The 24,137-nt window shown below is 41.7% G+C and carries 24 protein-coding genes; 19 read left to right on the top strand and 5 right to left on the bottom strand.

Annotated features, from left to right (window positions below):
• The first annotated feature begins 10 nt into the window (after positions 1-10).
• The 8 genes from V1467_RS14740 (at position 11) to V1467_RS14705 (ending at position 7,621) form a co-directional block, all read left to right on the top strand.
• Complete coding sequence (locus V1467_RS14740; RefSeq protein ID WP_416305733.1) at positions 11-796, top strand: ABC transporter permease; 786 nt, start codon at positions 11-13, stop codon at positions 794-796.
• Positions 793-1,449, top strand: a complete 657-nt coding sequence (locus V1467_RS14735; protein WP_416305732.1) for an ABC transporter ATP-binding protein — start codon at positions 793-795, stop codon at positions 1,447-1,449. The genes V1467_RS14740 and V1467_RS14735 overlap by 4 nt, the downstream gene beginning before the upstream one ends.
• The gene (locus V1467_RS14730) at positions 1,446-2,891 is read left to right on the top strand and encodes a lipopolysaccharide biosynthesis protein (protein ID WP_416305731.1); all 1,446 of its coding nucleotides are present in this window, start codon (positions 1,446-1,448) and stop codon (positions 2,889-2,891) included. The genes V1467_RS14735 and V1467_RS14730 overlap by 4 nt, the downstream gene beginning before the upstream one ends.
• Positions 2,892-2,946: 55 nt before the next feature.
• Positions 2,947-3,828 (top strand): glucose-1-phosphate thymidylyltransferase RfbA, encoded by an 882-nt coding sequence (gene rfbA / locus V1467_RS14725; protein WP_416305730.1) that lies wholly within the window; start codon positions 2,947-2,949, stop codon positions 3,826-3,828.
• Positions 3,829-4,374, top strand: a complete 546-nt coding sequence (rfbC, locus tag V1467_RS14720; protein ID WP_416305729.1) for a dTDP-4-dehydrorhamnose 3,5-epimerase — start codon at positions 3,829-3,831, stop codon at positions 4,372-4,374.
• Between the two features lie 29 nt (positions 4,375-4,403).
• A complete protein-coding gene (gene rfbD, locus V1467_RS14715; protein WP_416305728.1) occupies positions 4,404-5,273 on the top strand; it encodes a dTDP-4-dehydrorhamnose reductase in 870 nt (289 codons plus the stop codon).
• 17 nt (positions 5,274-5,290) lie between these two features.
• Positions 5,291-6,373 (top strand): dTDP-glucose 4,6-dehydratase, encoded by a 1,083-nt coding sequence (gene rfbB / locus V1467_RS14710; RefSeq protein ID WP_416305727.1) that lies wholly within the window; start codon positions 5,291-5,293, stop codon positions 6,371-6,373.
• Between the two features lie 114 nt (positions 6,374-6,487).
• Positions 6,488-7,621: a polysaccharide pyruvyl transferase family protein gene (locus V1467_RS14705; protein WP_416305726.1), complete on the top strand. Its 1,134-nt coding sequence runs from the start codon at positions 6,488-6,490 to the stop codon at positions 7,619-7,621.
• 106 nt (positions 7,622-7,727) lie between these two features.
• Here V1467_RS14705 and V1467_RS14700 read toward each other — a convergent pair whose 3' ends face one another.
• The 5 genes from V1467_RS14700 to V1467_RS14680 all read right to left on the bottom strand — a co-directional run bounded on the left by V1467_RS14700 (position 7,728) and on the right by V1467_RS14680 (position 12,385).
• Positions 7,728-8,138, bottom strand: a complete 411-nt coding sequence (locus V1467_RS14700; RefSeq protein ID WP_416305725.1) for a hypothetical protein — start codon at positions 8,136-8,138, stop codon at positions 7,728-7,730.
• A gap of 182 nt (positions 8,139-8,320) precedes the next feature.
• Entirely contained in the window at positions 8,321-10,498 is a 2,178-nt protein-coding gene (locus V1467_RS14695; RefSeq protein WP_416305724.1) for a type II and III secretion system protein, read from the bottom strand.
• Positions 10,499-10,504: 6 nt separating this feature from the next.
• Positions 10,505-10,987 carry a hypothetical protein gene (locus V1467_RS14690; RefSeq protein ID WP_416305723.1) on the bottom strand — a complete coding sequence of 161 codons (483 nt, stop codon included), beginning with the start codon at positions 10,985-10,987 and terminating at the stop codon, positions 10,505-10,507.
• Positions 10,980-11,561 (bottom strand): hypothetical protein, encoded by a 582-nt coding sequence (locus V1467_RS14685; protein ID WP_416305722.1) that lies wholly within the window; start codon positions 11,559-11,561, stop codon positions 10,980-10,982. Before V1467_RS14685 ends, V1467_RS14690 begins: the two co-directional genes overlap by 8 nt.
• Positions 11,558-12,385, bottom strand: a complete 828-nt coding sequence (locus V1467_RS14680) for a hypothetical protein (protein WP_416305721.1) — start codon at positions 12,383-12,385, stop codon at positions 11,558-11,560. Before V1467_RS14680 ends, V1467_RS14685 begins: the two co-directional genes overlap by 4 nt.
• Positions 12,386-12,630: 245 nt before the next feature.
• Here V1467_RS14680 and V1467_RS14675 point away from each other — a divergent pair, with 245 nt between their 5' ends.
• The 11 genes from V1467_RS14675 (at position 12,631) to V1467_RS14625 (ending at position 24,009) form a co-directional block, all read left to right on the top strand.
• Complete coding sequence (locus V1467_RS14675; protein ID WP_416305720.1) at positions 12,631-14,313, top strand: GspE/PulE family protein; 1,683 nt, start codon at positions 12,631-12,633, stop codon at positions 14,311-14,313.
• The gene (locus V1467_RS14670; RefSeq protein ID WP_416305719.1) at positions 14,310-15,500 is read left to right on the top strand and encodes a type II secretion system F family protein; all 1,191 of its coding nucleotides are present in this window, start codon (positions 14,310-14,312) and stop codon (positions 15,498-15,500) included. Before V1467_RS14675 ends, V1467_RS14670 begins: the two co-directional genes overlap by 4 nt.
• Before the next feature lie 648 nt (positions 15,501-16,148).
• Positions 16,149-16,436, top strand: a complete 288-nt coding sequence (locus tag V1467_RS14665) for a GIY-YIG nuclease family protein (RefSeq protein ID WP_416305718.1) — start codon at positions 16,149-16,151, stop codon at positions 16,434-16,436.
• 740 nt (positions 16,437-17,176) lie between these two features.
• Entirely contained in the window at positions 17,177-17,596 is a 420-nt protein-coding gene (gene gspG / locus V1467_RS14660) for a type II secretion system major pseudopilin GspG (RefSeq protein ID WP_416305717.1), read from the top strand.
• Positions 17,580-17,966, top strand: a complete 387-nt coding sequence (locus V1467_RS14655) for a pilus assembly FimT family protein (RefSeq protein ID WP_416305716.1) — start codon at positions 17,580-17,582, stop codon at positions 17,964-17,966. The genes gspG and V1467_RS14655 overlap by 17 nt, the downstream gene beginning before the upstream one ends.
• Complete coding sequence (locus tag V1467_RS14650) at positions 17,953-18,372, top strand: PulJ/GspJ family protein (RefSeq protein WP_416305715.1); 420 nt, start codon at positions 17,953-17,955, stop codon at positions 18,370-18,372. The genes V1467_RS14655 and V1467_RS14650 overlap by 14 nt, the downstream gene beginning before the upstream one ends.
• Positions 18,373-18,419: 47 nt before the next feature.
• Positions 18,420-18,986, top strand: a complete 567-nt coding sequence (locus V1467_RS14645) for a PulJ/GspJ family protein (RefSeq protein WP_416305714.1) — start codon at positions 18,420-18,422, stop codon at positions 18,984-18,986.
• Positions 18,987-18,992: 6 nt separating this feature from the next.
• A complete protein-coding gene (locus tag V1467_RS14640) occupies positions 18,993-19,946 on the top strand; it encodes a general secretion pathway protein GspK (RefSeq protein WP_416305713.1) in 954 nt (317 codons plus the stop codon).
• Positions 19,947-20,310: 364 nt separating this feature from the next.
• Positions 20,311-21,654 (top strand): hypothetical protein, encoded by a 1,344-nt coding sequence (locus V1467_RS14635; RefSeq protein ID WP_416305712.1) that lies wholly within the window; start codon positions 20,311-20,313, stop codon positions 21,652-21,654.
• A 110-nt stretch (positions 21,655-21,764) separates the two neighbouring features.
• Entirely contained in the window at positions 21,765-23,141 is a 1,377-nt protein-coding gene (locus tag V1467_RS14630) for a hypothetical protein (RefSeq protein ID WP_416305711.1), read from the top strand.
• Between the two features lie 13 nt (positions 23,142-23,154).
• Complete coding sequence (locus V1467_RS14625; protein ID WP_416305710.1) at positions 23,155-24,009, top strand: sulfotransferase domain-containing protein; 855 nt, start codon at positions 23,155-23,157, stop codon at positions 24,007-24,009.
• Positions 24,010-24,137 lie beyond the last annotated feature (128 nt).

Here is a 24,137-nt window from a genome sequence, read left to right as displayed (position 1 = left end):
AATTTCTATCATGACTACAGTCACTAGACGTAATAAATGGAAAATTTGGTTTGACGTAATCTACGCATTGTTTGTACGTGAGATCCGTATTGGGTTTAATGACAAGTTTGGAATTAGTTGGGCAGTAATTAATCCCGTCATTTTTATTTTAGTACTTTCCTTTTTCCGAGGTCGACTAGATGGCGGAGAAACTCACGGTATACCAACTTTTGTCTTCATGGCTTACGGTTTAATTATTATTCAAGTGTTTTTACAGACGTTTGCGGCGGGCGCAGGGGCTATTCAAAAGAACACAGCGTTATTTGCATTTAGGCAAGTTCAACCACTTAGTGCGATATTGGCAGCATGCTTCTTTGAAGTGTTGGTGAAAATATTTGTAATTTTGGGTTTGATATTAGCTATGTATTTTTTGGACATTGAGCTAATTGCCAGAGATCCGCTTAGAATTATTATATATTTTTTCTCGATTTGGCTTTTTGCGCTTGGCATGGGAATGATTTTTGGCTTAATGGTTATGTATGTACCTGAAGTTAAAAAGATTCAAACACTAATAACCCGTCCTTTATTTTTTATATCAGGTGTGTTTTTTTCCTTGCAAGATTTTCCGTCGAGCTATTGGCATGTCCTAAACTGGAATCCAATTTTGCATGCCATCGAATTAGCTCGTTATGCAGCATATCCAGAGTATGGGCATGCCGGGGTCAGCTTTGGTTATCTCGCTATGGCGGTGATTATAACTTTATTTCTTGCTCTGATAGTTTACCAAGTGTTCTGGAAACAGGCTATAAGTCGATGATATTACTAGATAATATTACTAAATGTTACCGGACACGAAGAACAGAACAATATATTTTTGAGAATTTATCGTTTGAAATACCAGCAGAACATAATATTGCCATTTTGGGCTCTAATGGTGCTGGTAAATCGACTTTGTTTCGTCTGATTGCAGGCAGCGAATATCCAAATAGTGGCAATATTGTTACCGATAAAAGTATTTCTTGGCCTGTTGCTTTGTCGACAGGGATTCATGCGCAAATGACAGGGCGTGAAAATACCCGTTTTATTGGACGGGTAAACGGTGTTTCAGATTTAACCGAGTATGAAAAGCGTGTTGTTGAATTTGCTGAATTAGGTGATCGATATGATATACCTGTTGCTAAATATTCCAGCGGGATGCGTTCACGACTTGCATTTGCTTGCTCATTAGGAATTGAGTTCGATATTTATCTTATTGATGAAGTGACTGCTGTTGGAGATGCGAACTTCAAGAGAAAGGCTAAACAGGCTTTGCTGGAACGAAGTAAACAGGCAAACGTTATTATGGTGAGCCATCAAATGAGTGAGTTACGGCAATTCTGCGATAGCGCTATAGTCATCCATCAGGGTGAACTGACTTTTTACAATGACCTTGAAGAAGGTATAAAACAATATCAGGCATTATCAATATGAGCCAGCTATCCCAACATCAGCTAGAACAACAATTGACTGAATTTAAAGCGGGGTTGAAAAAAGGGCAATGGATGGATGCAGAATTTTTGTTAGGTAAAGCCGAGGAGCTTAAAGACAGTAATTTATCGTTGTCATTGAGGATTCTGCAAAGAGTGCGGAATCTAAAACCGAACAAGAAAATCAGCCACCAAATTCGTCAATTAACCGCCGAGTTAAGACAAACGGAACCGGCAAAATTAACCAGTTCATCTAGTGAGCATAAATTGACTGCAACTTATGAGAATGAAGTCCAGCAACCAATGTCTTCCAATCCAGGCCCTGGAAAGTTGAAATATTGGCGGCAATGGTTGGCTAAACCCTTTGTTTATTGTGTTGTGATTCCGTTTGTCTTTTTTGCTTTTTATCAACTTTTATGGGCAAGTAATCGCTATGAAAGTCACGCTCAGCTAATAGTGCAACAACCCAATGGTATGACTACGCTCGAACCTAGCTTGGCTTTGTTATCTGGCTTTGCTGGAGGCGGGGGAAATACTTCAGATACTCAACTTTTAAGAACCTTTATTTATTCTTACGATATGTTGCTGTATCTGGAGACCAAGCTCGGTTGGAGTGAGTATTTTGCAAAGAACGATAGCGATATATTTAGTCGCTTGGCGTCTGATGCCAGTCTGGAGGACAAGTTGGATTATTTTGCAGATCATGTACAAGTGGAAATTGATGATAAATCTTCAGTTTTTACTGTAAAGGCTCAAGCATTTGATCCTGTATTTGCGAAAAAGCTCACTTCCGCAATTGCTGAACATGCTGAGGAATATATTAATAAAATAGGTCATGATTTGGCTAAAGCTCAGTTGTCGTTCATACAAAATGAACACCAACTCGTAATAGATAAACTGCAACAGGCAAAGAGCGAACTGCTAGCATTTCAGCAAAAATACAATTTATTGGACCCTGAGGCTGAAGGACTAGCATTGCAACAAATTGCCTATAGCTTAGAAGGGCAAATTGCGTCTCGTAAATCAGAATTAAGGGCATTACGCTCTAGTATGAGTGAACAAGCGCCAGCCGTATTGCAAGCTAAAGAACAGTTACAAAGCCTACAGACTCAACTGGAACATGAACGCGAACGGTTAACCAAATTGTCTAAAAGTAACACTAATACAGATTTGGGAGTTAATGAAATTATTGCTAAGTTCAGTGAATTTAAAATGAATTTACAATTTGCATTGGAAGCCTATTCCGCCTCACAAGTTTCTCTTGAGAAGTCCAGAATTGAGGCATATCGACAGTTGAAATATCTGGTTGTGGTTGAAACTCCAACCTTGCCGGAAGATGCAGAATACCCTCGAATATTTTATAACTGTTCATTATTTTTTGTGATTATCAGTATGATTTTTGGTATTGGCAGAATAATTTTGGCAACAGTAAATGAATTAAAATAAATACATTCGATTATATTAAAACGATTTTTCGTGATGAGAGGGGAATAATAACTATATGAATCGTAAAGGCATAGTATTGGCTGGTGGATCGGGTACTCGATTACATCCATTAACATCGGTGGTGAGTAAGCAATTGATGCCCATATACGATAAACCGATGATTTATTATCCAATCTCCACTTTAATGTTGTCCGGCATTCGACAAATCCTGATTATTTCCACACCACATGAATTGCCAAGATTTAAGGAACTGTTAGGCACGGGAGAATGTTGGGGGGTCGAGTTTAGCTATGTTGCCCAACCATCACCAGACGGACTCGCCCAGGCATTTTTGTTAGGGGAAGGATTTATCGGTGATGATGCTTGTACTTTAGTTCTAGGTGACAATATCTATTACGGCCATGATTTACAGTTATCACTTAAAAATGCCGCTTGTCAGGAATCAGGAGCAACGGTATTTGGCTATCATGTAAATGACCCGGAGAGGTACGGGGTGGTTGATTTTGATCAACATTGGAATGCGTTGTCGATTGAAGAAAAACCTGAAAAGCCTAAATCCAATTATGCTGTGACTGGATTGTATTTTTATGACAATCAGGTTGTAGAGTTAGCCAAACAAGTTAAGCCTTCTAAACGTGGTGAACTTGAAATTACCGATCTTAATAGTCTGTATCTTCAGCAAAAACAGCTTAGAGTAGAGTTAATGGGAAGAGGTTCTGCCTGGTTGGATACAGGGACTATCGATAGCCTTATCGATGCGTCAAATTTTATTGCCGCTATTGAGAAAAGACAGGGGCTCAAAATTTGTTGTCCTGAAGAGATTGCATTTCGAAAAGGTTATATCAATGAAACCCAGTTGGAAGCGTTGGCCACTCCCCTTATCAAAAGTGGATATGGAAAATATTTAATGAAATTGCTGCAAGACAGGGTGAAGTAAGTGAAACTTGTTGATACCCATATTAGTGACGTCAAAATTATTGAACCAAGAATATTTGGTGATGAACGTGGTTTTTTTCTAGAAACTTTTCGTGATGACTGGTTCAGACAGCATTGTGCAGATGTGGTATTCGTTCAGGATAATCACAGTAAATCGTCACAGGGCATACTGCGAGGTTTACATTATCAAACTCAGCATACACAAGGTAAGCTTGTTCGGGTGGTGCAAGGAGAAGTATTTGATGTGGCGGTCGATATGCGAAAGCATTCAGCCACATTCGGACAATGGATTGGTGTTTATCTGTCATCTGATAACCATCGTCAATTGTGGGTCCCTGAAGGTTTCGCGCATGGCTTTTATGTTACAAGCCAAACTGCCGAATTTGTATATAAATGCACGGACTACTACCATCCAGAATCTGAAGTAAGCCTTTTATATAATGATGCCGAGCTTGGTATTGAATGGCCATTAATAGATAACCAGGCACCTTCCCTATCCAGCAAAGACGCACAAGGTATAGCGTTTCGTCAAGCTCCTACTTTTTAACTTTATAGAGGCAATTTGATATTCAAAATATGATTATTGTAATAGGTAATAATGGTCAATTGGCGAAGGCACTCCGTAACATAAAATCTGATGATGAGCTGATCTTTCTTGGTCGACAAGATATAGATATAACTGACAGCCAAAAACTGCAAGAAACTTTAAACCAATTTAGTGTAACGGCAATTATTAACGCGTCGGCTTATACTGCGGTTGACAAGGCCGAAAGCGAGCCTGAAGCGGCCTATTTATTAAATGATACAGCTGTAGCTAATCTGGCCAGATTTTGCAAAAAGCAGCAAATACACTTTGTGCATGTATCAACAGATTATGTTTTTGGAGGACATAAAGGAAGTCCATATCTGCCGGATGATGGATATGCACCCCAAAGTGTTTATGGAGCCAGTAAAATGGCTGGAGAGCAGGCTATTAGAGAGATTTATCCAGAGCATTCCTGCATCATCAGAACTAGTTGGGTTTACTCTTGTGAAGGAAATAATTTTGTCAAAACTATGCTGAAACTGATGAATGAAAAGCCTGAACTTTCTGTTATTGATGATCAGATAGGTACGCCAACTTCAGCAAACGGACTAGCAAAAGTATGTTTGCTAGCGGCGAGAAATAATATAGCCGGTATACATCATTTTACTGATGCGGGAGTTGCAAGCTGGTATGACTTTGCTGTTTCCATCCAGCAATTGGCTCAGCAAAAAGCTCTGCTCTGTCAAGTAATCCCAATAAAACCTATTTCCACATATGAATATCCAACTCCGGCCAAAAGACCTGCATATAGCGTGCTGGATAAAAAGAGCCTTATGGATAGTTTTAGAATACAGCCAAGGCATTGGCAAAAAGAGCTTTCATTGGTTTTGGACGAAATAAGTCAGTCCAGACCTGAATAAAAGGACGATGATAGAATATGAGTAGAACGTTGTTGGTGACAGGCGGTGCCGGCTTTATTGGAGCAAATTTTGTCCATTATTGGTTGCAGTTTAATCCGCAGGACAGAGTCGTAGTGCTTGATGCGTTGACTTACGCAGGTAACATTGCCAATTTGGCTGGCATGGAAAATCAGTCTAATTTTGAGTTTGTTAAAGGTAATATTTGTGATACCGAGCTAGTAGAGCAGTTGTTGTCTCGAGAGCAAATTAATACTGTGGTGCACTTTGCCGCTGAATCTCATGTTGATCGCTCAATTAGTGGCCCTGACGCATTTATTGAAACTAATATATTGGGCACATACAGCTTGTTGAAAGCCTGTAAAAAGATATGGATTGACGAGTATCAGAAACAAGGCAAAATTCCTGTCGAACACCGTTTCCATCATGTGAGTACGGATGAAGTTTATGGTACTTTGGAGCCTGGTGAACCTGCATTTAAAGAAGATACCCCTTACGCCCCTAACTCACCTTATTCTGCCAGCAAAGCAGCCAGTGATCATTTAGTCCGTGCATACCATCATACTTATGGCCTGGATGTTACCACCAGTAATTGTTCTAACAATTATGGCCCATATCATTTCCCCGAAAAGTTAATCCCGTTGATCATTGCCAATATTTTGCATAATAAGCCGTTGCCAATTTATGGAGATGGTAAGCAGATTCGGGATTGGCTTTATGTTGAAGATCATGCGCGTGGTATTGAACTGGTTATCAATAGAGGTAAAGTTGGCGAGAATTATAATATTGGAGGTCATAATGAGTGGGCCAATGTCGATATTGTAAAACTCATTTGTAATAAAATGGATGAAGCTTTTGCCAATAAACCTGAGTTAGCAGTCAGGTTTCCGCACGCATCTAAAGCGATTTCAGGTAATAGCCAAGAACTTATTCAATACGTAACCGATCGTCCCGGCCATGATAGGCGCTATGCCATTGATGCAACTAAGACCACTAATGAACTTGGCTATAAACCGCTAGAATCTTTCGACAGCGGTATAAGCAAAACACTGCAATGGTATCTGGATAATGAGGACTGGTGGGCCCCCCTGTTAACTCAATAATTATTTCAATGGATAACATCAATCTATGTTGTATTTATCCTAATTTTTACCTTGACTGTTAGGTCATGCATTATTTTTACGAGTGAATAAATGGATCAAAACTCACCCAAACAGGTGTATTTATTAAGTGCATGTGATCGTTTTAATTATGGAGACTTACTGTTCCCAGTAGTGGCCAAACATGAATTAAGCCAGTTGGGACACTATCAGTTTCATAATATTGCTACGATAGCGTCAAATTTATACGAATGTGGAGCCTTGCCAACAGAAGGATACAAAAGTTTACTGGATTATAAGAATCTGCCCGATAATGCGACTTTGGTGGTGGCTGGGGGGCAAGTTCTTAATGCTAATTGGTCCAGATTAATCAGCTTTCTGCGACCGTTCTATTTTAAGCTTTATCAAAAGTTTCAAGGGGGCTGGCTGGAAGCGCTGGCAAAGCAGTTATTTGGTCGTAACCAGCTGTCTTTTCCATTTATGCCATCTGCTCCCGAACTCCTATCCAGGATGAAGCTGGTATATCACGCCGTTGGCGGCGGTATACCCAAAGAGCGCCACTTGCGCGACGAGGTTGCGGTTAGTTTCCGGCACGCTGATTATATTAGTGTCAGGGAAACTGATGCTCAAAGAGCAATTAAAAATAATTTTGGTCTGAATGCAGTCCTGGTACCTGATTCGGTGATGGTACTCAGTGATATTCAACCGAAATCTGTTTTGCCGCCGAGTCTGACGCAACCTTATGCCTGTGTCCAATTCGGTTTTCATAAAAGTGACGGAAAGCAGGAAATAATTTTAAATCAGTTACGCAAGATCTATCGCCAACAAAAACTGGCGATTGGATTGTTGTCCATTGGTAACTGCGCCGGTCATGATGATCAGTTGATGGTGCAGTGGATAAAGAAGCATGCTGATTTTCCTGTGCATGTCCTGCCTTGTCAAACGATAGATCAGATCACCAGCGCCATTGCCAACGCGACTATTTACATTGGTACCAGTTTGCACGGAGTGATAGTGTCGATGTCTTATGGAAATCCGTTTGTAGCAGTTAACAAGGCGGTGAAAAAAGTACAGGCATACACTATGGTGTGGGCGCCGGACTACTTAAAAGGATGTGTCCCTTTCTATAAAATTGCAGCGGCAACTCAACAAAGATTGTCGTCACATATCGGGTATGAAGAGCTTGTCGTAAAACAAAAGAAGATGGTACGGGAATCGTTTAAAAAAATATGCCAAGTAATTGAAAAATAAAACTAACTCATGTTATTCGCTCAATATAGAGTACTATTTAACATTTACTGAAATTTTCTGTTTATTTGCACGAAAGCAGGCATAAGAGAAACTTATGCCAGCCCATCTATTCTTTTACAATGAAATTCTGTGTCAGCTTTCTGCTTTCAGGTGAGTCAAAATTTTCAACCAGATAGTTTTGTTCTATTTTTATCGTCATGGGTGTTTTACCTCCCTTGACGGTAATTTCTAGCGGAACACTCAGGGACAAAGTTGTAATAGCCTGTTTCTCTTCGTTATTAACCTTGACTGGCTTGGTTTCAGCTTTAAGTTGAGGCTCGCCAATACATTCCATTTTAAGTAATTTTGAACCTGCATGTTGTCGATTGAGTTCTGTTTCAATATCAGTTGCCAAAAATTGGGGAAAGTTATCACCACGGCCGATTAAACCGATCATTTGTTGTACCTCTTTGGCGCAATCAAAGCCTGCTATTTCAGGAACTGATGGTGGGAGAGGCATAGAGTCAGCTAATGCCATGGGATTATACAGTCCAGATAAAAGACAGATAACTAACGTTCTTTTCACCTTTAACCTCTTAATTTTATTAGATAATTCATTATTGGGCATGCAGCACGTTAGGCTCGCAAACAGTACTTAATAATTCCTTTTCTGATCACATACTTTTTATCATAGAAGGGAGTTACTAAATCAATCTATTACTAGTTAAGTTCTACACTTGATTCTTGTGGGACGATATCCGCAGAAAAGTCCTCAATTCTGGCTTTTTGCAGCTCGTCGGTTAACTGCTCGGCTTCAGTCGGTGAATTAAGCACATAGGGTATAATCATAATCATTAATTCTGTTCTGTCTTGTTGATTATTGTCGCTTTTAAATAACTTGCCAATCAGGGGTAACTTACCCAATATTGGTACTCCTTGCTGACCTTTGCTATTCTTTGCCGAAATAAGTCCACCTAATAATACTGAGCCCCCATCCCTTAGCGAAACCGTCGTTTCTAAACTTCTGTTGAGGATAATGGGAGAGCCTGCTACTGATGTTTCTCCCTGTTCACTTAATTCTTGGCTTATTTCAATATCGACAAAACCCGATGCATGTACAGTGGGCCTTATTCTTAAAATGATGCCTGTATTCCGATAACTGATGGTTTGAATTACTGGAGCATTTTCACTAGTGGAACTTTGACTATTGGAAGTGATGATAGGCACTTCATTACCTACTTCTATTGATGCTTCACCACCACTTTTTACCATTAATCGTGGACGTGAACGTATGTTGGTCTTATCATTTTGGTAGAACGCGTTTAGCATGGCACGGGTGCTTCCCGCATTATCCAATGTTAAATTAAATCCGCTTCCGCCAATGGCAACTCCTCCTTTTCCGTCTCCCGACAAGGGAATTGTGCCGAAGTTTAGACCAAATTTGCCTAAGGTCGAATTAGCCAACCAATTAATTCCAGACTCTTCACTATCAGTTAATGTTACTTCAGCTAATACAACTTCGACCATGACTGATGCGGCAGGTCTATCAAGCTGTTTTACGACAGGTAACACTTTTAACCAGTCTTTTCCGCTACCGCTATATAATATGGTGTTTAATTGCTCGTCGACTGCATAGCGGCCTTTCGTTTCGCTATTATTTGTCCGTGAGCTATTCAAATTATTGCTTATTTGAGAAGGTTCGGAAGCCGTACTTGAGTTATTTGTACGATTTCCTGAGTTACCACTGCTAGTGTAGTTGGCGACACCCAAGCTGTTTAATACTTGAACAATATGCGTGGCGGGGGTGCTTTGTACTTGATAGCTAAATAAACCATCTTCCACGCTGTTGTGTTGTTCTGTTTCCAACGTCTTTGCCCATTCGATAATATGATTTAACACATCGTCAGATTTGGCAAATATAATTAATTGTCCAACTGATTCCAATGGTAATAATCGGATAGCTGCATTTCCGTCACCTTTTCTAACCGAGTAACCTTCAGCTTTCAAAACTTGTTCTAAATTATCGGATAACGCACTTACATTGCTTAAGCTGGGTCGAATAATGCGGCTATGCATACCTTGCATTGTAGGTCGATCTAAAAGTCTGGCCGCCGCCAGAGCTTGTTCGACGGCCCGCTGAGGGCCTACAAAAATTAAGGCGTTTCTAGTAGGATCTTCCTTTATTTCCAACTCTTTGGCTGGAAACATTGGAGTTAACCAACCGCGTACCATTGGGGTTGTAACAGAAGTTAACGGATAAATATAAAAAATGGGGCGGCTGCTTGATGGAACTTCGGGCAACGTTCTACCGCTGATTAACAGTGGTGTTTCACCATTGGCTATGGCTTCAGAAAAACTAAAAAGTAATACGTTGTCTTTAAGCGAGGTTGCCACACCATAAGATTTCAACGTTTGTGTAGCCAGACTGTATAAGTCTTTTTGACTAACTTGTTGGGTGATACGCATGGTAATTAAATCCGGTGTGCGCTGCACACTGGGTTCAACCACAAAATTCAGGCCCAACTGATTACCAAATACTTCATTAATAAAGGCACCGACTGGCATATTATTAAATGTTAACCTGCTAACTTGTGTATCAGGTAAAACTGGCATAACCGCGTCTAGCGCCTGCTCTGCGGCTTGCTCAACCGTAATAGACGGCGCTTGAAAAACTTGTAAACCGGTATTTTCCTGCTGCTCTGAACCTTTTAATATTATGGATTCATTAGCGGAGAGGTCCTTTGGCGCGCGCAGTGGTGTATTAAATATTTTATTATCGTGTTTGGCGGCATCATAAGCTGGCCCGCGAAAATTAGCGCAAGATGTAAGAAGGCCAATAACACTTAAGGTGATTAATGAGCGGGTAACAGGCGTGACAGTATGTTTAATTAGTTGCATATCTAGTTATTTTCCACTCTTGGAAGACGTTGAATTTTCATCATCGTTTTGTGAGTTGCGAAACAATGACTGTTCATAAGTTTGCTGATTATCAGTATTTATCCATATAACGGAATCCGGCAGGATAGTGTTAATTTTCCAGTTTGCCAGCCATCCTTCGTCTTCGGTTAACTGGATTGGAGCCTGTTGCTCTGGGGCCACCAATAATATTGAACGAGGAGTATCAGCAACAATGGCAATAATGGTTGAATCAGAAATATGTACTTCTTTACTGGGAACAACCGTTGAAATCTCAGCTTGTTTACTTTTGTATTGTGGCAGAACGGCTAATACAGTCTTCCAGTTAACATTAATCTGCTCCCGAATTGTTGAGGAAGCTTCTTTTCGTTCTTCTGCATTATACTGTCCCGATTGATAGTTAGTCAGAACCGAAATAATTGTGATAAATAATAATAGCGGGAGACAAAAAATGATCAGTGATTTATTCATTTCTATCCCGTTGATACAGCATATCGACAACTAAATTAAGCGAATTTGATGTTTTCGGCGAATATTGCAAGGAGGCAATACGCCTACTTTTGGCATCTTGATCAAAGTAACTTAAAAATTCGATAAAGTCCGTTGTGTTTAGTTGTCCGGCTATATCGACCCGTACGGACCAAAATGGAACTTGTCCTATTTGCAGTTGTTCCGAGCCTAACAAATTAATTCTTTTACGTTTAATCAAACTCCCTACCATTTTCTCTATGTCGGTTAATGCCTTGGCCTCTGCAGTACTGGATGAAGAAACTGTAGGGATGTTTTTCAGTGCAATTTGCAGGTTCTGATTCGTTTCGGTTAATTTAACTTCGTCCAGAGGAAGCGTTGCAGCATTTTGCAAACGGGCGAGCAAGTTTATCTGCTGTTTTACCTCGTTACGTTCGGCATTTAATCCATCAGCTAAATATTTAGCGAAAGATGCGGCTAAAATGATGATGATGGCAACCAGCATCCATTGCAATCTGATATTGCTCTCAAATTCAGCATAGGCTTGGCTGCTTTTGATACGGGAAAACGCATTCACTTGATTTGAGCCTCTAGTATCCAGGTATTTTCAGCGTTGTGGGGACGAATATTGACTTGGGTTAATGTGTTTATTTTTTCCAGGTTGCCTATTAGTGCCGTAATGTCAACATCGGAAGAAACAAACTCAAGTTCAAGAGATTTATTTTGCCAAGTTACTTGATTAGTTTGCCATATGCCTTGTTCATTTAACACCGCCGCGATAATACCAAAACTTTCGGGGAAGAAGCCTTGTTCCTGCTGCCAGGTATGCAATACCGAAAGAGCCATTTGTTGATCGCGTAGTTGTGTTTGCTGAGCCAGTTTTTCTCCCAGTTCCTGAGTCAGTTGCTTATTCTCGTCATCAACCTGGTATCGTTGTATTTCTACTATTAAGTATCCAGCTCCCACCCAGCATAAACCACACAAAAATAGGAACAATACGATGATTAACCATGACTTAGGTTTCTTGAGTTCTTTATCCAGTTTTCTTTCTATAGCCCATGGGGAAGAGATTTGAATTTCTGCCGATTCGGACTCAGATTGATTGTTGCTGGTATGACTAATTGGTGTCGCAATGCAATCGGTTAAACCGCCATTTTGCCATTGTTGCCGATATACAAAAGCTTCACTGATGATGTTGTGTCGCCCATCGGGAAGCGGACTCTGGGCAGCTGTTTCCGGTATACCGGACAAATGGGTTGGAGTATACCAGGCGTGTAGACCAGTTTTACTCAGATATGCATAACGATCGCCTTGACTAAAAGGAGATAAGGTTTGAGCTTGCAAGTCTGCCCACTTTTTTATTTCGGTAGTTTTTAGGTTTTTTGGAAAAGCTTTAAACACAAAAAATGTCAGCGATGATCGATCAATGTTGTGATCAGCTGGCCAAATCCATTGGTTAATTAATGTCAGGTAGCGTTCAAAATGTTGCTTTATCTGCTCTGTCATAGATGACATCTATTTAAAATCACTTCATTTTTAAATTTTCTATGGTGTAATATAACCTATTAAATTTAATTATTTAATCGGTTCTTTTTAATTGTCTAAAAGTACAGCATAAATGATAAATAACGGGACATTGTACCAATTTGAATAACCAACTGCATATTGATCCGACATTTCTTGATTCTCGTTTACCGCAAATATTATCGGCTTCCGGTTTAATAACCGAAGCAGATGTTGCATTGGCGCAAAAAACAGCTAAGGATTTGCACTGTAGTGTCGCTGACGCGCTCACTCGTATGGGGGTGTGTGGTGAAGATAGCATTTATGCTGCCATCAGCCGAATCATCGATTGGCCACTTATAGACAGGGTTTCCCAATGCCCAGCGGCACCTGAAGTGCTTGAAGCCTGTCATCAATTTGGACTGAATGTAGACTGGTGTATTGAACGTAATATTTATCTTGTTCAATCATCAACGCAATTGTCTGTTTTTACTCTCAAGGCAACAGCCGCTTTTGAACTCGGAGTTGTCGCTTCATTGGCACAACAGCAAAAGGTTGAATGTCATTTAATTACCCCTGCAATGGCGGTGAGCATTGCGGATGATGTCAATCGTGAACGTGCCGTTTCCGAACTGTTTGGGCAAGTGAATACCGATATAGCGGCTCTGGCTGAAGAGGCTCCGGTGGTCAATCTGGTGAATAGTATTGTTGAACGTGCTGTTCAAGCAGAGTCTTCAGACATTCATATTGAACCAGGTGCACAAAACATGGTAGTTCGCTTCAGGGTTGATGGTCGTATGAATGAGTTTATGCAACAGCCCATGGCGCGTTTTCCTGCCATTGCATCACGGATTAAATTGCTTTCCCAGCTAGATATTGCCGAACGCAGGCTACCTCAAGATGGTCGTTTCAGTATACGGGCGAGTAATAAAGATTTCGATGTGCGTGTTTCCACCGCTCCGGATGTACATGGTGAATCCATTGTTATGCGTTTGTTACCCAAAAAACGCGATGAATTGAGTATAGACGGTCTGGGATTTGAGCCAGACCATCTTGAATTAATACGCGAGTGGGGAAGTTTAAGTAACGGAATTGTACTGGTCACTGGACCAACGGGATCGGGTAAATCTACCACCCTTTACGGTTTGCTGGCGGATATTAAAACCGGCCAGGAGAAAATTGTGACGGTTGAAGATCCTGTTGAGTATCAGCTTGACGGTATTACACAAGTTCAGGCTCGTCCCGAGATTGGTTACACTTTTGCCAAAGCGCTGAGGACGTTTTTGCGTCAGGATCCAGATGTCATTATGGTGGGAGAAATTCGGGACAAAGAAACGGCAGATATTGCAGTGCAATCATCCTTAACGGGGCATCTAGTGTTATCGACATTACATACTAATGATGCCTGTTCTGTTTTCCCAAGGCTCGCTGATATTGGTGTGGAACCCTATTTAGTGGCAGCGACTATTCAGGGCGTGCAGGCCCAGCGACTGTTACGTAAGCTATGTCCAAGCTGCAGCGAACCTGCAGAACCACCAACCTTTATTAGCAAAAATATTAAGGGTGACTGGCGTAAGGCTGTTGGTTGTCATGAATGCCAGGGAAGAGGATATCGCGGCCGCATAGGTGTTTATGAGCTTGTTCCAGTAACGTCTTCGATGCGTGATTTAATTACAAGAAGGGCACCTGTTTCCGAGATACGTGAAATGTCGCGTTTAGCCGGTAATCGTTCTCTTCTGGATGACGGGTTATTAAAAGCAGCGAAAGGTATCACCAGTGTTGATGAAGTTTTGCGTGTTTGTAGCGTAGAAGAGAGTGAGCAGTGAAATTTAAGTATCAGGGGATCGAACTTTCTTCCAACCAACGAGTTGAGGGAGAGATTGATGCAGTCAGTCGGCAAGAAGCCGTACGTTTATTGACGGATATGCGTATTGAGGCATTTGATGTCGAGCCTCATGTTGAACAGCAAAAACGTGGGCGTAAGGTGACTACTTCGGATTTGGCTATCCCCCTGCAAGAACTGGCGACACTAACTGACTCTGGGGTGTCCCTTGTCGACGCGGTTAAGGCATTGGCGCAGAACAAAGAGAATCCGCTACTGGCCCGCGGTTTCTCGGCTATTGTGAGTCGTATTGAAGGAGGGGAAAGTTTTTCCAGTGCAATTAATGAATCATCATTACCTTTCCCGGTTTACGTGTCACATTTGGTTCATGCCGGGGAATTGAGTGGACAATTGTCAATGGCATTGCAAAAGGCCTCACAACAATTGAACTATGAGCAGGCGGTTAAAGGCGATATTAAAAGCGCATTAACATACCCAATCGTATTAATCGGTTCAGGTATTCTGGCTATGCTTATTATTTTCTTTGCTGTGGTGCCTAAATTTAGTCATTTGCTGGATTCCGATAAAGAATTGCCTGCACTAGCTTATGCTGTGCTGACTGCAGGGCGTTATGCCAATGAAGCACCCTATACCATTATCGCAGTGCTATCGGCAGTAGTGATAGCCATGTTGACTATTTTTACCAATCAGAAAGTAAAACGAGTGGTGATGGATTTTGCTTTGGAGTTGCCTGTAATAGGGCCCTGGCTGGCAGAACAGGATGCAGCACGCTGGGCGTCGTTGTGCTCTGCAATGTTATTGGCAAGGGTCAATCTCATTGCTGCGTTAAAGTTGGCGGCTGAATCTTGTGAGTTTACCCGTCGCCGGTTACGGGCGAAGAATATGATCGCGGATATTGAATCAGGTATGGGTTTTACCGAGGCTCTGACGCGTTCCAGGCTGGTTCCCAGTACCTCTCTAAATCTAGTTTCTGTTGGTGATAAAACCGGGCAGTTAGCTGAAATGCTAAATGCGGTTGCAGTATTACATGACGCATCCTGTAAAAGAAGAATGAAACAAGTACTGACACTAATGGAACCTATTGCTATTTTGATCGTCGGTGTGTTGTTGGGAATTATGATTTTAGGTATCGTTCTAGCTATTACCGCTTCAACAGATATCGCTATTTAGCTGGTTCTTTGTCATCCCGACAGTGTTTTTCTAGCGTCATCTAGGTAGTGTTTTTCTATCGTCATTCCGGTAGTGTTTTGAGCCGGAATCCAGTCGAAGATGCGTTGATATTTAAGAATGGATTCCTGCTTTCGCAGGAATGACAGACAGAGACATGGATCCCCGCGTTCGCAGGGATGACAGAAAAAGTAGCAGTCATCCCGGTAGTGTGTTTCTATCGTCATTCCGGTAGTGTTTTGAGCCGGGATCCAGTAGGAGAAGCATTGATATTTAAGTATGGATTACTGCTTTCGCAGGAATGACAGACAGAGACATGGATCCCCGCATTCGCAGGGATGACAGAAAAAGTAACAGTTATCCCGGTAGTGTGTTTCTAACGTCATTCCGGTAGTGTTTTGAGCCGGAATCCAGTCGAAGATGCGTTGATATTTAAGAATGGATTCCTGCTTTCGCAGGAATGACAGACAGAGACATGGATCCCCGCATTCGCAGGGATGACAGAAAAAGTAGCAGTCATCCCGATAGTGTTTTTCTATCGTCATTCCGGTAGTGTGTTTCTAACGTCATTCCGGTAGTGTTTTGAGCCGGAATCCAGAATGTAAGTTGTTACTGAGGTAAAATAGCTTCACTATCAAAAGGATTTTTAATATGAAGCAACCGGTGGTTTATATTTTAGCCAGCAAGAGAAATGGTACTTTGTATACAGGTGTAACAAGTGATTTGATCAAGCGAATTTGGGAACATAAGAATAATGTTGTGGAAGGTTTTTCCAAAAAATATGCTGTGCATGATTTGGTATACTTTGAGCAACATGAAAATATGGCTGCGGCAATAATTCGAGAGAAACAGATAAAGAAATGGAAACGGGCTTGGAAAATAGAACTAATAGAAAGTAATAACCCAGCTTGGAATGATCTTTATCAATCAATTTTATAGCATATAAAGAATGGATTCCTGCTTTCGCAGGAATGACAGACAGAGACATGGATCCCGCGTTCGCAGGGATGACAGAAAAAGTAGCAGTTATCCCGGTAGCGTTTTTCTAACGTCATCCCGGCAGTGTGTTTTATTGTCATCCCGGTAGTGTTTTGAGCCGGGATCCAGTCGAAGATGCGTTGTTATTTAAGTATGGATTCCTGCTTTCGCAGGAATGACAGACAGAGACATGGATCCCGCATTCGCAGGGATGACAGAAAAAGTAGCAGTCATCCCGGTAGTGTGTTTCTATCGTCATCCCGGCAGTGTGTTTTATTGTCATCCCGGTAGTGTTTTGAGCCGGGATCCAGTCGAAGATGCGTTGATATTTAAGAATGGATTCCTGCTTTCGCAGGAATGACAGACAGAGACATGGATCCCGCGTTCGCAGGGATGACAGAAAAAGTAACAGTTATCCCGGTAGTGTGTTTCTAACGTCATTCCGGTAGTGTTTTGAGCCGGGATCCAGTCGAAGATGCGTTGTTATTTAAGTATGGATCCCTGCTTTCGCAGGAATGACAGACAGAGACATGGATCCCGCGTTCGCAGGGATGACAGAAAAAGTAGCAGTCATCCCGGTAGTGTGTTTCTATCGTCATTCCGATAGTGTTTTTCTATCGTCATCCCGGTAGTGTTTTGAGCCGGGATCCAGATACAATGTGTAGCATTATTTTATTATCAGTAAATAATTTTGAGGGTTTATGAAACAGAGTCGCCAAGTTGGTTTTACCATGATTGAGTTACTTGTGGTGTTAGTTATTTTAGGTTTATTAGCAGGCCTTGTTGGCCCTCAATTTTTTGGCAAAGTGGATGCATCTAAAGTACGTACTGCAGAAACCCAAGTTAAAATGTTAAAAATGGCTATGCAAACTTATCGTCTGGATGTTGGGCGTTATCCTAACGCATTAGCTGATCTACGCTCAAAACCCTCTGATGCAGGGAACTATTGGCAAGGACCTTATCTGGATGAAGCCGTGCCAAAAGACCCCTGGGATCATGATTATCAATATCGGGTGGATAGTGCCGCTGAACAGGGTTTTTACTTATACAGTCTGGGAGCCGATGGTGCGGAAGGCGGTGAAGAACTGGATGCTGATATAGGCTATGTGCCCAATCAATAAAAAACACTATGGCTTTACCATGATCGAGCTGCTGGTAACAATGGTCCTGTTAGGGCTTATTGTGGCGGTGGTTGCGCCAGGACTGGAATCATGGCTGAGCTCACGCAAAGCCGATGCTGTACGTATGGAAGTGAGTAGCAAATTTGCTATGTTGCCGTTAGTGGCCAATCGTTCAGGTCAGTCGGTAATCATTGATACGGCCGATAAACTGGGGGTGGCGGATATTAGTTTGTCTTTCCCTCAACCAATTATTGTTAATGCTAATGGATTTTGTCAGGGAGGGCGCTTTCAATTGCAGCAGGGAGACTCGCCAGTGAACTTTGACGTATTATCGCCTTATTGTGAGGTGAGACGTGTTGAACAGAACTGAAAGAGGCTTTTCCTTAATTGAAGCCATGGTCGCTCTAGTTATTCTCTCTTTAGTGTTCACTTCTGTATGGGGATGGTTCGCTACAGCGACCAACAGTACCAGGCGTATTGAGCAAGCGCTATCCTTGCCCGAGGTGTTTTCCCAGTTTGTAGTTCACCTGGAACTCGAAGATTTGCAGACTCAGCGGTCAGGTCGATTCCGGATAGGACAGTATGAGGTGCAGTGGCAAGCAACGATTGAAAAACGCTCTGATCAGCAAGATTATCGCCGCCAACCTGCATGGATAGTTGCCTTGTTTGATGTAAAGGCTACGGTTAATGAAAACGGTCAATTTGTGTCAGAATTCCAGACCAAAGCCTTAAAGCAATGGCGTGACCCAAACTATATTGAAATGCCCAATTTCTGATGGTTACCCAGCATAAATCTATTCCAGTTAACTCCCGCTTTAAGACAATGATTGGGTTTAGCTTAATCGAAATGTTGGTGGTACTGGTTATTTTGGCTTTAACTACATCATTGATGACACAAGGATTGTCGACTACCTGGAATAATTTCGCCCGTCTTGGCGCCCGTGATCTATTAAATTCTTCGGCACAATTACCCTTGAGTTGGTTTTCGCAAAGTTTAGCCGGTGCAGTGTTATATCATCCAGATACGGTATCAGCATCAGGTGATGACAGGCGTTTTGAATTTATTACTTTTATGGCACCTGACGATCAACAACATATTCCACAAAAAATAATATGGGAATTGTTACCGGTACAGAATGGTTGGCAATTGGCGTTTTCGAGTGAGACGCATCCCGATAGGTCTTATATTAAAAGCTTTAGCACATTACCTGTCTTTGAATACCGGGTTGATCAGCAGTGGCAAAAAGAGTTTAAGCCGGATTCAGGCCGCTTACCTGAAGCCGTGCGCTTAATAGAACAGGATTATATATGGGCAGTGGCCAAAACAGGGCGTCCTGAAAATGCTGATATACCCGCGGAACTGCCGATATTTGGCAAATACGAGTTTTAAGTCGTCATGGCCTATTTAAAATTAAAAAATCAGGGGGCGGCATTAATTGCAGTATTAATTATATCCATCGTATTAGTGGTGTTGATGGGAGTAACGTCCAAACTGATGGATAGTCGTTTACAACTGGCGCAACAATCCAGGCAAATGTTTCGAGATCAAGCCGCGGTTTATGCTAAAGCTAATGAACTAACCTATTTGCTGTCTACACAGCGAATGACGGTGGCCGGAATCAGTCAGGGAACGGCTAAAGCCAATATGGAACGCAATGATGATGGATTATTTATTCATCCCGTTGTCGGGGATGAGCTGCGCGTGGATGGATACCAATACAGAAGTGACAGTGCGGGTGTAGAGTACAGCATACAGAATGAAAATGGTTTGATTCCGGTTAATACCTCGACACAATACTGGATAAGAAGATGGTTAAAAGGACAAGGCTACAATATTGTTGAGCAGGCAAAGTTAGCCGATATCCTGGCCGATTATGCTGATGCCGATGACTGGCGCAGACCGGGTGGAGCGGAAAAAAACGAGTATGCTGCCCAAAAGCAGTCGGCCCCGGCTAATTTTTTATTACAAAGTTGTACCGAGTTGCAGCAGCTTGTTGGTTGGCAGGAGGTATTAAAATTGCACCCGGAATTTATGCGTTACTGCAGTTTGCGCCGCTCAGCGGGGGTTAATATCAATGCAATCCCTGTTAGCCTCTGGCAAGCAATATGGCCGCAATCCGCCGCACAACTGGCGAAATTACGCGAGAAAAACGGCTGGTTTATCCGCGCCTCGGAGGTTAACCTTGTCGAGCCCACCTTTATTAACGAAATAGAAGAGATGTATTCACCTCTAGGCGGCTATACGTTTGATATTAGCGTGCAAAAAAATGCGGTAGCGTTAACTAAACGGATCAGCATTGGCAGTAATCTGATTCCACCTTTTGTACTAAGGGGAAATGCCGTTTTTTGAACAACCTAAGGTCTAATCTTGGTTTAAGGAGTAAATTTGGGTATTTGAAGGCATACGAGGGTATAGTTGCAGGTGTTTAAAAAAACAGCTAATCGCCTGAAAAAAAGGTGATTTTTTTAGTTTTTACGATTGTTTACACCATCTAACTACTCTATAGTTGCGCCATCAAAATTGACGTGTTAAAACTTGCTTCGTCAAATTAACGGATAAGTTCGTGTTAATTCTGATAAATTTAATTAAAAAAGTTGATTACTACAAACTAGTGTTGTAGCTTAATATAAGTCGTCTGGTGGTTGGTCACCAAGGACTTGGTGGCGATTCGCCATGATACAAAAAACTATAGTTACTCTTGCAGGAGACTGGAATGTTAAATAAAAAAATCTTAGCCGTAGCAATTGCTGCTGGCTTTACAATGAACGCAAACGCTGCAATCACATTAAGTGATACAACAGCGGATTTGGTTACTTACGCTACTGAAACCTACAGTGCTACAGATTTGAACGCAGATGGCTTGCTACCTGTATCTCAAGGTGGTACAGAGCTGGACGTAATCACTAATTTAGGTTTTACCATCGCAGCTGGTACATCTAAGTATGTACGTTTTGATTTGTCAGCAGGTGAATTTGATTCTGTGCCTGCTTTAACAGGTACTAATGTTGTTGCTAGTGTTTCAACAGGTGGTGATGGTGAAGATTTTGTTATCTTCGAAGTAACTGGTGACAATGCCGGTACACCTGTTGAATTGCAGTCAAGTGTTGTATTGACTATGTCTGCAGCGGATTATCTTATCGATCCGGCTACAACTACCACTGTTACTTACACTTTGTATGAAACTGCGGCTAATGCAGTAAATCAGACTGCAGGTACTGCGTTATCTACTGCGTCAGAAGCTGCAATCTCTACTGGTTCTGCTTCAACAGGTACTTTTACTGTTGCTGATACTGCTGTTGCTACCGTAGCTTCAGAATTTACTGTATTTGATGATCCAGCATCTGCTGATCCAGCTGATACTTTAGCTGAGATCGCTGTTGGTGCCATTGATACCAGTAAGTTAATCAAGACTGGTACATTCTTGAATGCTGGCACTGGTGCCGCTGTAGTGGTAGGCGATCTGTATACAACTCCTCAGGATGTTAACTTTGCCGGTGACTTTACCTTCGGTGACTGGACAACTGATACTGCGGCTGATTGTTCTAATGCGGGTACAGCTGTTGCTCTAAGCTCAGACAAAACTGTTGCAACTGCAGCAAACTTGGCTGTTGGTGTACCAGTTTATTTGTGTGTTGATAATACTGATGAAGATACTGTGAAAAAAGGTTCTTACAGTGTTACTTTGGTTGATGATAAGTTAACTAATACACTTGGTAAGATTGCATATAATACCACTTCTGTTGAAGTGCCTTATATCACTACTTATGCTGATTATAACCAGCGTTTCTACCTGATCAACAATGGTGTTGTTGATTCTCAGTACAGCTTTACTTTCACTAGTGAAGATGGCGTAACGGCTACTCCAGGTGCAATGGCTTCTGGTGTTATCCCAGCGGGTGAAGTATTGTCTCTGAAAGCATCAGATGTAGTAACGCTGTCTGGTAAGACTCGTACTTCTGCAGTAATCGAAGTTGAAGCTGAAGATGATGATTTCTCTGCTGCCACTCAAACTGTTAACCTGTCTAACGCTGGTACTGATACTACTGTATTAAACTAAGTTTTAACTGGTTTGATTAAAAGCCTTCGCCTAGCGAAGGCTTTTTTATTTGTGCTATTTATGTAACAGTTAACCTAAGAAATTCAGCAGTTTAGATTAGAAGTCAATTAATGCGTCAACTATTATTATTATTGTTATTGTTTCCCGTTACGGCTATCTCTGCCGCATTTCATCTGAATGATGATAGCCCTTTGCTTTATGCCAAAGAGGCATTAACCGCTAAAGATATTAAAGGTGAGGGACAACTTACCATTAGCAGTGCTACAGATATTTTAAATATCACCGTACGTGCTGGTTTTAGTTTGTCATCCTCGGCAAAATATGCTCGGCTGGATGTTATCAATGGCACATTTAATAATGCTTTCCCGGCATCGGGTTTTGCGGCTAGCGGTAGTTATAGTAGTTCCACTGCACAGGGCGGAGCAATTGGCGATAGCAGTATAATTGTTCAGATCTCTGCTCCTAATGTGATTGGTCCAGAAACCGAATTTACCCTGGAAAGTAGCTCATTTACCTGGTTGGATATTAGTGAGCCGCTGAAAATACAATATACCTTATACGATTCCCCGGCGGCTGCAGTAAACGGTGGTGCTTATATAGCACGTACCACCGCACCAATAGCCCAGGTGATTAGCGCTATTGGTGATAGTTATACCCAATCCTTTACCCATTCAGCTACTTTTAGTCAGGACTTTTTACGTTTTAAAACTACGTTTCGTTCGCCAAGTGTATTTGCGTTGGGAGATGCCACCGAGAAACTGGCTTCGATGGGTAAAGTACGTTTTGATAACTTAATAGTGGCCGATGTCCGATTTGCTGATACCTCACTATTGATTAATTCATTTGCTGATTTATTGCCTAATCTGAATACTAAAGCACCGAATGCGAGTATTCGTGGTGATTTTTCATCGGTGCGGGCGTTTTTAAATGATCAGGCTGATTGCACTGGGACTAGTTTGGATTTGTTGGAATATAGTGCGGAAGAAGAAGTTAAGGTGAGTATAGATAACCTGATTAATTATCCGGTTTTTTGCCTTGCAGCACAAAGTGATGAAATTCCATTACAACGATCAGCTTATCAGCTGGATTTAGGTATTGGCTTGGAAAGCAAGCTGCTTGGCGAGATAGTTTATGATGCCGCGTCTATAGATTTACCTTATTTGACGAGCTACGTAGACTATCGGCAGCGTATTATACTGGTTAACCATGCCGGTTATGATGTGGCATATACAACACGCTTTAGTGCCGAGGACGATGTTGTTGATCATTACACTGTACAATCTGGAGCAAACGGCACTATACCGGCGGGTGGTACATTAAAAATGAACACAGAAGAATTGGTTACGATAGATAAAGCTGTACCATCACGAGTGAGTGCCCGGATTTACGTGGACGCTAAGCCGGCGGATATTTCTGCTGCAATACAAATATTATCACTGGAAAGCAATTTGCCACCTCAGACTAACGTATTGCAGGTGCTGCCCTAACCATATTTATACTATGTCTTCAGATATTAAATTAATTACAGGTATTCCCCGTTCAGGAACGACGCTTTGCTGTAAATTACTTAATCAGAGAAATGATACGGTTGCGTTGCATGAACCTATTAACCCTGCAACGGTACCTGATTCGTTCGGCCCAGCACAGGCTGTTACGGAAATACAACAACAAATAAAAAAGTTTGATACTGCCATTCAACATGGTTTGCCCTTTGCACATGGTGATCAAGGCGGGTTAGATATTGATAATCCGGTGGGGAATGAGCAACAACATGGCATACGTAAAGTGGTGGCAAAACGCGGTGAAATTCAGTTAGCACCACGAGCATCTGGTAGCTATCAACTTATCGTTAAGCAAAATGCCCTGTTTACTGCATTACTGCCGTTACTTTCCCTGCATTACCCTATGTTGTGTATTGTACGTAATCCGGTTGACGTTTTGTTATCCTGGATGACGGTAGACTTACCGGTTAATCGGGGTCATATCCCTGCAGGTGAACGTTTTTCACCTGAGCTGTGCGAGAATTTGAAAAATAAAAACTGTTTGCAACGGCAACTGGAAATATATCAATGGTTTATTAACCAGTTTAGTCAAAGCAGCTTACCTATTGTGCGTTATGAAGATGTGCTTAAAAGTGATGGATCATTACTGGATAATGCGATTGGTTTGGCTGAAATACAACGCGACAGTTTAACCGCTAAAAAAAGACAGTTTGAGTTATCTATTGTTGATAGAGTTGAGTCAGTCTTACCTCAGTTGTTCGCCATAGATTATGCAGATTTGTATTCCGTTGCGGATATCCAATCAGCTTTGGATAAGGTTGTTGAGAAGGGATCCCTGTTTTCGCAGGAATGACGGAAATAGTGTTCGTCATCCCGGTAGTCTTTTGAGCCGGAACGGGAACCGTATATACGAACATCATTTATGTGAAATAATGTTAGAATTATCAACACTTATCTCAAAAAACGATTTTATAAATAGAT

It is taken from the genome of Neptunicella plasticusilytica (genome assembly GCF_047922965.1).
Lineage (GTDB): Bacteria > Pseudomonadota > Gammaproteobacteria > Enterobacterales > Alteromonadaceae > Neptunicella > Neptunicella plasticusilytica.
Note: the sequence above shows the minus strand (reverse complement) of the source record. Positions and strands in the feature narration are given on the sequence as shown.

Coding starts and splice junctions, on each gene's coding strand:
- V1467_RS14630 (WP_416305711.1), top strand. CDS start 21,765: ATGCGTCAACTATTATTATTATTGTTATTGTTTCCCGTTACGGCTATC.
- V1467_RS14730 (WP_416305731.1), top strand. CDS start 1,446: ATGAGCCAGCTATCCCAACATCAGCTAGAACAACAATTGACTGAATTT.
- V1467_RS14665 (WP_416305718.1), top strand. CDS start 16,149: ATGAAGCAACCGGTGGTTTATATTTTAGCCAGCAAGAGAAATGGTACT.
- V1467_RS14735 (WP_416305732.1), top strand. CDS start 793: ATGATATTACTAGATAATATTACTAAATGTTACCGGACACGAAGAACA.
- V1467_RS14655 (WP_416305716.1), top strand. CDS start 17,580: ATGTGCCCAATCAATAAAAAACACTATGGCTTTACCATGATCGAGCTG.
- V1467_RS14690 (WP_416305723.1), bottom strand. CDS start 10,987: ATGAATAAATCACTGATCATTTTTTGTCTCCCGCTATTATTATTTATC.
- rfbB (WP_416305727.1), top strand. CDS start 5,291: ATGAGTAGAACGTTGTTGGTGACAGGCGGTGCCGGCTTTATTGGAGCA.
- V1467_RS14625 (WP_416305710.1), top strand. CDS start 23,155: ATGTCTTCAGATATTAAATTAATTACAGGTATTCCCCGTTCAGGAACG.
- rfbA (WP_416305730.1), top strand. CDS start 2,947: ATGAATCGTAAAGGCATAGTATTGGCTGGTGGATCGGGTACTCGATTA.
- V1467_RS14645 (WP_416305714.1), top strand. CDS start 18,420: ATGATTGGGTTTAGCTTAATCGAAATGTTGGTGGTACTGGTTATTTTG.
- V1467_RS14700 (WP_416305725.1), bottom strand. CDS start 8,138: ATGGCATTAGCTGACTCTATGCCTCTCCCACCATCAGTTCCTGAAATA.
- V1467_RS14695 (WP_416305724.1), bottom strand. CDS start 10,498: ATGCAACTAATTAAACATACTGTCACGCCTGTTACCCGCTCATTAATC.
- V1467_RS14635 (WP_416305712.1), top strand. CDS start 20,311: ATGTTAAATAAAAAAATCTTAGCCGTAGCAATTGCTGCTGGCTTTACA.
- V1467_RS14640 (WP_416305713.1), top strand. CDS start 18,993: ATGGCCTATTTAAAATTAAAAAATCAGGGGGCGGCATTAATTGCAGTA.
- gspG (WP_416305717.1), top strand. CDS start 17,177: ATGAAACAGAGTCGCCAAGTTGGTTTTACCATGATTGAGTTACTTGTG.
- V1467_RS14740 (WP_416305733.1), top strand. CDS start 11: ATGACTACAGTCACTAGACGTAATAAATGGAAAATTTGGTTTGACGTA.
- rfbD (WP_416305728.1), top strand. CDS start 4,404: ATGATTATTGTAATAGGTAATAATGGTCAATTGGCGAAGGCACTCCGT.